This is a genomic window from Lacinutrix sp. YIN62 (assembly GCF_057219185.1).
Genome location: NZ_JBXVVH010000001.1, coordinates 167,224 through 180,532 on the forward strand (window position 1 = coordinate 167,224; position 13,309 = coordinate 180,532).

At 31.4% G+C, this 13,309-nt stretch carries 9 protein-coding genes; 5 read left to right on the plus strand and 4 right to left on the minus strand.

What is annotated here, in order from left to right; all coding sequences use genetic code 11:
- The first annotated feature begins 215 nt into the window (after positions 1-215).
- Complete coding sequence (locus AC2D8I_RS00675) at positions 216-890, plus strand: HlyD family secretion protein (RefSeq protein ID WP_484704055.1); 675 nt, start codon at positions 216-218, stop codon at positions 888-890.
- Between the two features lie 52 nt (positions 891-942).
- On the opposite strand, the gene AC2D8I_RS00680 is transcribed toward AC2D8I_RS00675, so the two are convergent.
- Both AC2D8I_RS00680 and AC2D8I_RS00685 read right to left on the minus strand, forming a co-directional pair.
- Positions 943-2,289 carry a sensor histidine kinase gene (locus tag AC2D8I_RS00680; protein ID WP_484704056.1) on the minus strand — a complete coding sequence of 449 codons (1,347 nt, stop codon included), beginning with the start codon at positions 2,287-2,289 and terminating at the stop codon, positions 943-945.
- Entirely contained in the window at positions 2,279-3,625 is a 1,347-nt protein-coding gene (locus tag AC2D8I_RS00685; protein WP_484704057.1) for a sigma-54-dependent transcriptional regulator, read from the minus strand. The genes AC2D8I_RS00680 and AC2D8I_RS00685 overlap by 11 nt, the downstream gene beginning before the upstream one ends.
- Before the next feature lie 249 nt (positions 3,626-3,874).
- Between AC2D8I_RS00685 and AC2D8I_RS00690 the strand changes: the two genes are divergently transcribed.
- The 4 genes from AC2D8I_RS00690 (at position 3,875) to AC2D8I_RS00705 (ending at position 9,986) form a co-directional block, all read left to right on the plus strand.
- Entirely contained in the window at positions 3,875-5,275 is a 1,401-nt protein-coding gene (locus AC2D8I_RS00690) for a S41 family peptidase (protein WP_484704058.1), read from the plus strand.
- 342 nt (positions 5,276-5,617) lie between these two features.
- Entirely contained in the window at positions 5,618-6,865 is a 1,248-nt protein-coding gene (locus tag AC2D8I_RS00695; protein ID WP_484704059.1) for an efflux RND transporter periplasmic adaptor subunit, read from the plus strand.
- Positions 6,866-6,891: 26 nt separating this feature from the next.
- A complete protein-coding gene (locus AC2D8I_RS00700; RefSeq protein ID WP_484704060.1) occupies positions 6,892-7,569 on the plus strand; it encodes an ABC transporter ATP-binding protein in 678 nt (225 codons plus the stop codon).
- Between the two features lie 62 nt (positions 7,570-7,631).
- On the plus strand, positions 7,632-9,986 hold the full coding sequence (locus AC2D8I_RS00705) for an ABC transporter permease (RefSeq protein WP_484704061.1): 2,355 nt from the start codon (positions 7,632-7,634) through the stop codon (positions 9,984-9,986).
- 215 nt (positions 9,987-10,201) lie between these two features.
- Here the strand turns inward: AC2D8I_RS00705 and AC2D8I_RS00710 are convergent, their stop codons facing one another.
- Positions 10,202-10,783 (minus strand): porin family protein, encoded by a 582-nt coding sequence (locus AC2D8I_RS00710; RefSeq protein ID WP_484704062.1) that lies wholly within the window; start codon positions 10,781-10,783, stop codon positions 10,202-10,204.
- Positions 10,784-11,066: 283 nt separating this feature from the next.
- Positions 11,067-13,289: a TonB-dependent receptor gene (locus AC2D8I_RS00715; protein ID WP_484704063.1), complete on the minus strand. Its 2,223-nt coding sequence runs from the start codon at positions 13,287-13,289 to the stop codon at positions 11,067-11,069.
- Positions 13,290-13,309 lie beyond the last annotated feature (20 nt).

The following is a 13,309-nucleotide window of genomic DNA, read 5'->3' on the forward strand; positions in this document are numbered from 1 at the left end:
ACACTTAGTCGAACGTAAAAAAGGATACTTACAATATCAAAACACTAATTTTATAGTGGTTCTAGAGGGGTATATGATTATAATAGACTTATAAATCTTTTAAGCTGTGTTATTATATTTATTGATAACTGAAAATTCTTTTAAGTACGTTTTCTTTCCGCCTAGTGGCTACAGGAATTCGATCTCCTGTTTTTTGTTGCAAGTCCAGTCGAAAAATGTATAAAAAAGGGATCATTGCAGAGAAAGAAAATGAGCAAAAAGAATTAGAATTTTTACAAGCAGAACGCGCTTTTAAAAGCATGGAATCGTCAATTTCTCAAATAAGGGAATTGTTAGAAAATTCTAAAATGAATTTAGAAGACACTTCCATTAAAAAAATTCAAAATGAAACCCGTTTACAAAAAAAGGCAATCCAGTCATTTCGTTATTTAAAAAAGGCTATAAAAGACTGGGAGAAAATGTATGCTTTAAAAGCATCGATTAACGGAAAAGTATCTTTTATGGGCTATTGGGATAAAAACCAAACAGTTAAAGATGGAGACCTTATTTTTACGATTATACCACAAGATAATAGGGCTTTTATAGGAAAAATAAAAGCACCAGCAGCAAACTCAGGAAAGGTGAGAAAAGAACAAAAAGTGCAAATTAAATTATTAAATTATCCTTCAGATGAGTTTGGAGAGTTAAATGGAACCGTACAATCCATTTCAGTAATACCTAACGCAGAAGGCCATTATTTGATAAATGTGAATCTACCAAAAAAGCTAATAACAACCTATAACAAAACAATAGATTTTCGCCAAGAAATGAAAGGTAGTGCAGCTATTATTACAGAAGATTTAAGGTTGATAGAACGTTTTTTTTATCAACTTAAAAATATAGTTAACTAAAAAAACAATTTATTGATATCTTAATAAAAATATAACGTCTAAACGGTAAATGCTAATTAAAAACAAGGGTCATTACCGTACCTTCATTCACTTTACTATTAACTAATATTTTTCCTTTGTGAAGGAGCATAATTTGTTTACAAAGACTCAATCCAATACCGCTACCAGTTGTTTTACTAGTGAAAAAGGGAATAAAAATATTATCTATAATTTCTACAGGGATGCCAGAACCATTATCGTAAACCTTAATACTAGTATTACTATTAAATGTTTGTTTTGCTATAATTACTATTTGTGGGGATTCCTGACCTTTACAAGCATCCATGGCATTAAGAATTAGGTTTATTAAAACCTGTTCAATAAGATGACTATCTATATTCAATTCCAATTTTGGGGTCATTAACTTAAAGGTAATTTCTATGTTTTTAACCTTTAAAGACGGCTGCATTAATAATCGTATAGTTTCAAAAAGTTCAGAGACCTTCTTTTTTTGAAGATTTAAATGTGTAACCTTATTTAGACTACGATAAGTTTTAGCAAATTTTAATAAGCCTTCACTTCTGTTTTTTATCGTTTTTATACCGGCATTTAAATCCTCTAGATCTAGTTTATTTTTATCTGGGTATTTTAGAGCTAAGCCTAAGTGTGTTTGAAGGGTATCTGCTAAAGAAGAGATCGGTGCTATAGAATTCATAATCTCATGCGTCATTACACTTAGCAATTTTTTCCAAGCTTCAGATTCGTTTTTATTTAAGGTGTCATCAATATTTTGAAGAACAATGAGTTTAAAGGCATCTTCATTTACTTGAAATATAGTATCAGAGATTAGCATTTTTATTTTTTCATTTTTAACCGATACAGAAATAGAACACGGTGCTTTATAATAGGTTTCAAAAATGATATCATATAAATTGGGTGCTCTACTTTCAATAAAACGAATGTTTTTAAAACTTGGGAAATCTAATATTTTCCCAAAAGAATCATTAGACCAGAGTACTTCTCCTGTTTCTATGTTGTAAGCAATAATTCCAATATCTACCATTTCTAGTATTTTTTGAAGGTAAACATATTGGGCTTCGTTTTGCGAATTAATGTCCTTTATAGTGCGATTAACTTCATTAAACCCTTTGTATAGAAAACGAATGTCTTTAGGGCCTCTATCTTCTGGAAACCATCTTGAAAAATCGCGGTATTTAACCGCTTCAAAAAAATCATTCATTATTGAAAACCGTCGTTTAATAAAATGATATGTGGTGTATCCAAAATAAAAAAGGCTACTACTTAGAAGTATTATTGTTGTTGTGTTTTTTTGTTGTATAACATAGGCCAAGCCTAGTAGTAAAGAAACTAGTATTAGTATTCTAAAAAAAAGTTTAAAAATATAACTTTTATAGTTCATGCTTCTCTAATCTTCGGTATAATGCTGCCCTGGTTAACCCTAAATCTTTAGCAGACTTGGATATATTCCCTTTATTTTTTTCTAAGACCGTAAGTATTGCATTTTTTTCAATCTCATCGAGATTCATACTTTTAACCGTTGGTGTGTTATGAGAGCGCTCTATAGAAGAAAACACAAGATCCTCGGCGCTTAAAACAGTTCCATCCGTCATAATGACTGCACGTTCTAATACGTATTGGAGTTCTCTTACGTTTCCAGGGAAATCATGTTTTTTAAGTTTAGAGATAAAACTAGGATCTAAAGTAAAAGGGGATTTATTATACTTATCAGTATAAATAGTTATAAAGTGTTTAGAAAGTAACGTGATGTCTGTTCCTCTGTCTCGAAGCGGAGGGACTATAATATCTAAAGTATTGATTCTATAAATTAAATCTTTTCTAAACTTAGATTCATCTGCTAAAGTTTCTGGAGCCATATTTGTAGCGCAAATTAATCTAATATCAATAGGTACAGACTCATTAGCGCCAAGGGGGGTTACTAATCTGTTTTGTAATACTGTTAGTAAACGTATTTGTTGACTTAAACTAATGTTTCCAATTTCATCTAAAAATAATGTTCCGCCATTTGCAGACTCAAAACGGCCTTTTCTATCGTCTTTAGCATCTGTAAAGGCGCCTTTCTTATACCCAAACAATTCACTTTCGAAAAGAGTCGCAGTTAGTGCGCCTACATCCACTTTTATAAAGGGCTTATGTTTTCTATTGGAATTGTCATGAAGCGCTCTCGCTATAAGGTCTTTACCTGTTCCGTTTTCTCCTAAAATCAAAACATTAGCATCTGTAGGTGCTACTTTTTTTAGTTTTAAAAAAACATCTTTTATGGCATCACTTTCGCCTATAATAGAATTATTATTGGAGTGAATAATAGAACTTTTTTGTTTTTTTGATTTCTTATGTTCTAATAAGGCAGAAATAGTATTAATAATCTTTTCATTTTTCCATGGTTTAATTAAAAAATCAGAAGCACCTTCCTTTAAAGCTCTTATCGCTAAATCTATATCGGCATAAGCTGTAATTAAAATTACAGGCGTATTAGGGCTTTGGTTTTTTATTTTATTGAGCCAAAAAATACCTTCATTCCCTGTATTTATTAACCCATTAAAATTCATATCTAATATAATAATATCAAATATTTTTTTAGCAACTTGAGCGCCAATGTTACTCGGGTTTTTCTCGATAACAACCTCTTTCACTAAGGGTTTTAATAGGAGACGTAATGCGGTTAGCACATCTAAATCGTCGTCTATAACTAAAATTGTAGCTTTTTTTAATACCATCAATACAATAATACAATATTATACTCAGCTTATAAAAATTAGAAAAAAGAAAATTTAGAGACCGTAAAAGTGTGCGTTAATGAACATAAAGTGTCTCAAAAGCGAACACTTTATTTAAAGGAGAATATATAAAATACTGTAAATAAATAATTTGCGTTTTTGGCATAATCTTAACTATAGGAACATAAGACGCTAACCCTTTTTAGAATAGACTTTATTTATCATAATTTAAATTACAAATTAAAAACCATGCGAAAATCATTAATTTTATTATTTAGTATTCTTCTTACTATACCATTATTTTCACAAACAGAGCTTCCAAATACAATTGGAACAACTGAAAAGATTTATGGGCTCTCAAAATTTTGGAATGAAGTCAATTTCAATTTTGTATATCTAAATAAAATAGATAAAGAAAAATGGGAGTCAGACTACATAACACTAATCAAAGATGTTCAAGAGACAAAAAATGATTATGAATATTATCGCCTATTGCAAAAGTTTGCAGCTAGTTTGAAAGATGGTCATACTAATATTGAATTCCCGAATGCCTTTGCGGAGTTTATGTTAAATGCCGAATTTGGGGATTATAAATTTGTTGTAGAAAATATAGAAGGAAAAGCTATTATAACAAAAATTAATAATAGTAAAAAAAATGAAGTTCCTATAGGAACGGAGATTATAGAGGTTAACGGATTTCCTACCGAAGATTATCTTAACAAATTTGTTAGACCATATATTTCTTCTAGTACTGATGCTATGTTGCATATTATTTCTATTTCAGAAATGTTTTATCGGCCCAAAGGGACAATATTTAAGTTGAAATTAAAAAAAACAAATGCTAAAATAATAACTAAAACACTTACAATTAATACGGTTACAGAAAAAGAAATGTACCCTAAGCTTCAAAAGGATAATAGTTTTGATTTTAAATGGTTAAAACATAAAATAGCTTATGTTAATTTAAAAACGTTTGGAGACCCTAAAATCGATTCTTTATTTAAAAGTAAATTACCTGAAATTAAAAAAGCTAAGCGGTTAATTATAGATTTAAGAGCTAATTTAGGAGGAAATTCTACATATGCTTATTCAATATTTAAGCATTTAACCAACGATGATGAAGTGGTAATGTCTAAATCGCTTATTTTGTCTTACATTCCGCTTTATGAATTTTATGGAAAACACTATAATATTCAAGCTAAAGATACCCTGCAAGGGACTAAGGAGAATAGGAAAATGTTAAGCCAAGCCTATTTAACTGTAAAGGATAGTTATTTTTATGAAATTCCTTTTCATACAATCTCTAATACGGTTAAAAAAAAGGATAGAGTCGTTATTCCTACCGCAATATTGATAGGGAGTCTTACTGCGTCGTCTTCTGAAGATTTTTTAATCTCTACTGAAAATCAAAAACATATAATTACAATAGGCGAAACTTCTGCAGGAACAACAGGAATGCCTATGCAATTTAAATTACCAGGCGGAGGAAGGGCTAGAATTTGTATAAAAAAAGAGATCTATCCTGATGGACGCGAGTTCGTTGGATATGGGATTCCTCCTGATATTGAAATTAAAAAAACGTTTAGGGATTATATGGATAGTAAAGATGCTGTTTTACAAAGTGCTATAGATAATTTAATAAAAAACTAAGTAGCATAAGCTATAGGGCCTATAATAAAATGAATACAGGACATAATCTATTTAGGGTTATGTCCTTTGCGTATATATTATAAACTTGCTTAAAATAAAACGAAACATATTAATTTATAAACAAAGGGCTTGTAATATTGTAATTGTGTATAAAATGAAATTATTAAAGCTTATTTAGTATTTAAAAGTGATCGTTTTCGTACATAATGTGTATCAAAACCGAACACTTTATTTTTATTTAAAATGTGTAACCTGTTTATTTTAAAGGAGTTGTGTTTTTGGCATTATCTTGACTATGTCTAAGTTATATCATTAAAAAATAGACTTAAAAAAAGAATAAATATGGATGTCCCAATTGAAAAAAAGAAATTTTCAAAATCAAAAAAAATCCTGTTAGGAGGAGTTACAATAGCCGCTTTAATAGCTTTTGTTATTTCACAAATTACCAGCGGCTCTAAATTAAATGTACAAAAAGAACGTATTACAATAAGTACAGTTACTAAAAATGTTTTTCAGGAAAACATTCCTGTAAATGGGGTTGTGTTGCCCATAACAACAATATATTTAGATGCGCTAGAAGGCGGTCGTGTAGAGGAAAAGTTTGTAGAAGATGGCGCTATAATGAAAAAAGGGGAGCCTATTATAAGATTGTCTAATACAGATTTAGAATTAAGTCTTGTTAATCAAGAAACATCGGTATATAATTTACTAACGCAAATGCAAATTTCTCAAAATGCAGCACGTCAAAATACAATCAATAAATTAAATCAGTTTACCGATGTTGAAAATAACCTAATAGAAGCAAAACGCGTTTATGAGTTAAATACAATTTTATATCAGAAAGAGGCTATTGCGCGTCAAGATTATGAGTCCTCTATTAATAATTACAATTATCAGAAGCAACGCATGCAATTAGCAAAAGCAGTCTTACGAGAAGATTCTACATCTGCAAAACAAGAAATAAATCAAGCTAAGAGTTCTTATGCTAGGACTCAAAGTGCCTTAGCACTTATGCGAAGAAAGGTCGAGGATTTAGTTGTTCGAGCTCCAATAGATGGTCAATTAACAGCTTTAGATGCCGAAATAGGTCAATCTAAGCAAAAAGGAGAGCGCTTGGGACAAATTGATGTTTTGAGTGGCTATAAGGTAAGGGTCGATGTCGATGAGCACTATATATCAAGAATTTATAATGGACAAAAAGGCATTGTTACTTTAAACAATAAAGTGTACCATTTAGTCATTAAAAAAGTATTTACACAAATTGTTAATGGGCGTTTTCATGTCGATATGCAATTTGAAAGTGATATTCCAGTAGGGATTAGGCGGGGACAAAATTTACAAATAAAGGTTGCATTGAGTGCAGAAAAACAAGCGTTTCTGGTACCAAAAGGAGGTTTTTTTCAAAAAACAGGAGGCAATTGGATTTTTAAGCTAAGTGATGATGAAACTACGGCATATAAGGTAAATATCCGTTTGGGGAGTCAAAATACCGAATATTATGAAGTTTTAGAAGGGGTAAATGATGGTGATAAGGTTATTACTTCAAGTTATGATACCTATGGAGACACTCAAGAACTAATATTAAAATAAAGGCAATTAATTAAAAGAAGAATTACATGATACAAATAACAGATTTAGAAAAATTTTATAAAACAGAAGAAGTACAAACCATAGCGCTAAATAAATTATCCTTTACTGTTAAAGAAGGAGAATTCGTTGCTATTATGGGACCTTCAGGCTGTGGAAAATCTACATTATTAAATATTTTAGGGTTATTAGATGATCCAGATGGCGGGAGTTTTAAATTCAATGGAAAAGAAGTTGCTGGATATAATGAACGTAAGCGATCAGACTTGCGTAAACATAATGTAGGTTTTGTATTTCAAAGCTTTAATTTGATTGATGAGTTAACTGTTTTCGAAAATGTTGAATTACCATTAATTTATACTGGAGTTAAGCCAGCACAAAGAAAAGAACGCGTAGAAGCAGTTTTAGAAAAAATGCAAATCATGCACAGACGCAATCACTTTCCTCAGCAATTGTCAGGAGGGCAGCAGCAAAGAGTAGCAGTTGCAAGAGCCGTTGTAAATAATCCTAAGCTAATCCTGGCAGATGAGCCTACAGGGAATTTAGACAGTACCAATGGTAATGAGGTTATGGATTTACTTATAGAATTAAATGAAGCTGGCACAACTATTATTATGGTAACACATAGCGAACACGATGCTAAATATAGTCATCGCATTATACGTATGTTAGACGGGCTAAAGGTTACAGAAAATATTTTAATATAAAAGGAAAAGGCATTGGGAATGCAATTAATCAATCAAATAAACAATCAAAAAAATAAATAGTTATGATTAAGAATTATATAAAAATAGCCTTTCGTAGTCTCCTAAAAAATAAAGGTTATAGCTTTTTAAATATTTTTGGGTTGGCTATAGGGATTACGTGTGCGAGTTTGATTTTTCTTTGGGTGGAAGACGAAATGAGTTTTAATGCTAATTTTGAAAATGAAGATCAAGTATATTATGTGCCAACAAACCAGAAGTATGAAGGGGAATGGCGAACCTTTTATTCTACACCTGGACCATTAGCAAAAGCACTGAAAGATGATGTTCCTGGTATTATAAGAGCTGCAAAAACATTTAAAGATGATTTGTTATTTACTGTTGGGGACAATGCAATTAATAGAGCAGGACTGTATACAGATTCAGATATTTTTGACATTTTTGGACTTTCCTTTATCGAAGGAAATGCTGCAAGTGCTTTTAAGGCACCTGAAGCTATAGTTTTAACCCAAACCATCGCCGAACAGCTTTTTGGAGTCAATACTAAGGTTTTGGGTAAATCTATTAAGGTAAATAATACTACAAACTACTTGATAACGGGGGTTATTAAAGACCTTCCAGAGAATGTGAGTTTTCCTTTTGATTGGTTGGTGCCTTTTGAGCGATTTGCTATTGGAAAAGACTGGGTGATGGAGTATGGTAGTAATTTTACAGATACTTTTGTTGAGCTTTCACCAGAAGCGAATTTTGAATTGGTAGACTCTAAGGTGCGTCAGCTTTTAGAAGAAAAAACGGGAGATAAAGAAACCGTTGCTTTTTTACACACAATGAAAGATTGGCATTTAAGATCTAAATTTCAGGGCGGAAAAGTAGTAGGCGGAAGGATTGCTCATATTCGTCTATTTACAGCTATTGCAATTATTATCTTGCTCATCGCTTGTATTAATTTCATGAATTTATCTACCGCTAGAAGTGAAAAACGAGCAAATGAAGTTGGCGTACGTAAGGCCATGGGATCTGGGCGTTCTCGGTTAATGTCTCAGTTTATTACTGAAGCCTTATTAATGGCTGGTATTGCAGCAGTAGTCAGTATTATTATGTTATATGTATTGTTGCCTCAATTTAATTTATTGATAAATAAACACTTAGATCTAGAGGTAACAAAACCATTACATTTGTTTGTACTATTGATGATCACATTATTTTGTGGTTTTTTCGCAGGAATTTATCCCGCTTTTTACTTGTCTTCATTTAAACCTGTTGAGGTCCTTAAAGGAATAAAAGCAACCACAGGGAGTGCTACATTTATACGAAAAGGATTAGTTGTTGGGCAATTTACAATATCCATAGTATTTATTATAAGTACAATATTGGTTTATCAACAAATTCAACATGTAAAAAATAGAGATTTAGGATACGATAAAGAGCAGTTAATTCGAATGAATGTTAACGGAAACATAGTAGATAAATTCTCTGTAATACAGCAGGATTTAATAAAAACTGGCGTTGTAGAAGATGCCGCTTTTATTAATTCTCAATTATTATCAGGAGGAAATAATGGATCAGGATTAAAGTGGAAAGGAGGAGTAAATACAGAGGATGTGTTAATTTCTTTTAGGTATGTGAGTCCTACATTTCTAAAAACAACAAACATAAAAATTGTAGAAGGAAGGGGATTTAATAGAAATAAAGCATTAGATAGCGTGCATACAATTATAACAGAGTCATTTGCTAAATTAATGGGCGAGGGAAGTGTTATTGGAAAAACAATTAATAGAGGCGGAACAACTTATGAAGTTATAGGAGTTGTTAAAGATTTTTTATATGGTAATATGTACGGTACAAGTGATCCTGTAATGTTTCTTAATTCAGACGAACAGGCAAGATTTTTATATATTAAAACAAAAGAAGGCATAGAAACAAACACTATACTCTCTAGAATAGAAACTGTAATGAAAAAGCATAACCCTGCTTTTCCTTTTGAGTATGCATTTGTAGATGATGCATTCAATAATAAATTTAGAAGCGAACAACTTATAGGCAAACTATCTTGGATTTTTGCATTATTAGCGATTCTAATTTCCTGTCTAGGGCTGTTTGGTTTGGCGGCTTATACTGCAGAGCAACGTAGTAAGGAAATAGGTGTAAGAAAAGTATTAGGAGCTAGTATAATCGGAATTGTTAAATTACTCTCTAAAGATTTTTTAAAACTAGTCGTTGTTTCAATTTTAATAGCCGCTCCCATTGCTTGGTTGCTAATGCGAAATTGGTTAAATGATTTTGCTTATCGCATAGAAATTAGTTGGTGGATTTTTGTTGTCGCAGGATTGGTTGCGATATTTATTGCACTTATAACGGTTAGTTTCCAATCTTTTAAGGCGGCGATTGCTAAACCAGTCGATAGTTTAAAAACAGAATGATTATTGGTTGAGTTTTACTTAAATGGCATTGTAAAATAAAGTAACACGTTTTTAGAGGAGAATACTATTTTAAAAAGACTAAAAATGATTAAGTTGTCTATATTTTATGAGGGAATGTAATTCTAAAATAATTAACCGCTGTAGTCTTTTAAGAATTTAATACAAAAGCTCCTTTTACGGGAGCTTTTGTATTAAGCATTGAATTATATTTACAGTTATAACTCAAAATTATAACCAAAACTTAATTGTACAACGGTGTTCGTAGCCTTAATACCCATATTTCTAGGAAATGATGTGTACAATTGTTTGACGTCTATTAATTCATTAAATCCTTGATATAATAGAAATTCTATAAAAAAATCTTTTATATTAGTTCCTATTCCAAGATTAAGACCATAATCAGTTTTTTTTAAATCACCATAATTATATTTCCTTTTTTTTGTGTCTATCAAAAAACCGACTTGCGGGCCAGCTAGAATATATGGTTTATTAAAAAATTTAAAGTTAAGAGGCACATTTATATAGGAAACTTCATAATTAATATTAGTATTGAAATCTTCTCTATCTCCTTGTTGGGAAAATATAAGTTTAGGACGAAAGGCTATTTTTTCTGAAATGCTTAGTTCATAGGCAGCACCTATATGAAGGCTAAAAGAATTACTATGGATTCCTACACTTTTTAAAATTTGATCTGAAAATGTAGCTGCATTTACTCCAGCAAATACGCCTATTTTATTTTGAGATGTTGATAAAAAAGGTAAAAAGATTAATATTCCAATTAAAAAAGCTTTTTTCATTGTTTGAATTTTAGGGTTTAGTTCTTTTTATTATAATTGTTGTGAAATATAGTAATCAAAACTGAAATAGCATTTTTTATTTTAGTTAAGTAGTCTTACTCTAAACGAGAAACCTTTAATTTTTTGAATAGTTATACTTTATAGACCTTAAATAATTGACTACCGCATTCTATTTTAAAATGAAAAACTTGCCATTCGTTTAAAATTGTATTACAAGAATATATGTAAATAACAAAAAGACTAGTATTTTCCAATCTCTTGATCAGCAATAGGGAGCTATTTTCTATATGCGGTAACTTAGACCAAAACTAAAGTTGCGTCCTATATTAGATATATTATCTATTTTTAATCGCGACAGATGATTTATATAACTCTTATTTGTAAGGTTGCTTCCGGTAATATTAAAGGTAAAAGTATTTTTTAATATTTTAATATCTCCTCCAAAACCAGTACTTAATAAAGCATACGCATCTGTAGGTGTTTCAAAGGAACTAACATTGTTTTGTTTAAATGTGTTTTTTAATTTTATAAAAACATAAGCTTTAGTAAGCCAATTTTTTTCAAACTCTATACGTATCGTATTGGTTAAACTATTAGCAGGAATTAGTGGTAAATAAGTGTCATCATCTTGTTTCCCTGTAACAGTTTCAAAGCTACTTTCAACATGCAGCCAGTCTAGCGGGTGAGGATGTAGGTGAAACCCAAGCTCTCCTCCATATAAATTTGCGTTTTGTTGTGTGTAATTAAAAACAGGATCCTCATCAATTAAATCGCCGCTTGGAGATAGGTAGATGTAGTCTTTTATGCTGTTATAAAACCCATTAGCAAATAATTCTAAATGCTCGTTTTTAAATTCTAAAGCTAAATCTACTTGTATATTTTGCTCATTATTAAGCTCTGAATTTCCAATCTCAAAACGGTTGGTTCCTTCATGAGAACCAAAGCTCGTCAGTTCTGCTAAATTAGGCGCTCTAAAACCAGTCGCTAGGTTTAGGCGAGTCACAATATTTTTTGCAATGTTTGTTTTGGCTCCAATAGCACCATTAAAACTATTAAAACTTTTGCTTATTCCATTTTTAACAGCAATGTTTCGGTTGTCGAAACGCGCTCCCAATTGAACGTCTAAAGTTTCAAAATGGATATGAGAAGTTGTTAGTATACCAAAGTCGTTGGTTGTTGCATCAGGAATAAGCTGTTCTTCTCCGCTATTTGTATTGGTTTGGTGCATCCCTTGTACACCTACTATTGTTTCGAATTTCCCTAACTGTTGGAGGTTATATTTAATATCATAATTAGCTGTTTGAAGTTTCATGTGTAATGCTGGTTCCAAAACCGATTCGTCATGGTTTTCTTCTTCCTCTTCGTTATGGTCTTCTCCTTCATCATGATGATGGTCTTCAAATTCTTTTCTGTCGTTATAGGTATAGCCAATGTTTAAATCTAAGCTAGAAGTGTCAAAGAAAAGAGTTGATTTAGAACTAAATATATGATTGGTTAAATCTTGATAAGGCAATAATACACTTCTGGCAGTAGATTGTTCTCCGATGCCTTCAGGAATACCAAGTTTAGAATGGTTGACATTGTATCTAAAATCGGTTTTAAATTTAGATTTTTGGTAACCTATCCCTGCTTTAAAGTCTTGTTCTCTAAAGCGCGTATTAGTTACTCTGTAATCTTCAGTGTTATAATCTGAATGTTCTGATAAGAGTCCTCTAAATAAAAATTTAACGGTTTCTCCAGAAGATTTAAAACCGATATTGGAGGAATAGCCTTCCGTATTTGTAAAATAATTGCCATTAAAGTCGCTTGAATGGCTATTTTGAGAAGCGTATTTTTCTGGATTCAAGTATAATACGCCTCCTAAGGCATCACTACCGTAAAGTAAGGACGCAGGACCTTTTATAACTTCTACACTCTCTATTCCAGCATCGTTTACACCTAAACCGTGCTCACTACCAAATTGCTGGTTTTCTAATCTAATTCCTTGAGCATAAACCAAAACCCGGTTAGAGCTTAAACCTCTAATCACAGGTTTGCCTATACTTAAGCCTGTAGAAACACTTTCAACTCCTGCAATTTCAGTAATACCATTGGCTAAACTCGTAGCACCGTTTTGCTTTAATGTAGAAACATTTTCGCGCTCTACTTTCATAACATTATCACTTTGTAATTTATGAAAAGGAGTTGAGACTATGATTTCTTCCATTTCAATCGCTGATGGTTTTAGGGCAATGTTAAACGTTTCTAATGGAAGCTGAAGGCTTTGAGAAAAAGTTTCATAACCTATTAAGGAAATTACAATTTTTTGCTGACCTATGGGAAGCTGTGATAGTTCGAAATACCCATCAATATTAGTCGTTGTTCCTTTTTCTAATTGTGGAAAATAAATACTTACAAACTCTAAAGGGCTATTGGTGTTTTTATCTGTTATAGTTCCCGTAATTGTTTGTTGTGCAAATAAGCTTGTCATTGCTAGAAATAGCAAGACAGAAAAGTGTTTTTTCATTTATATTGTTATCGTTTAAT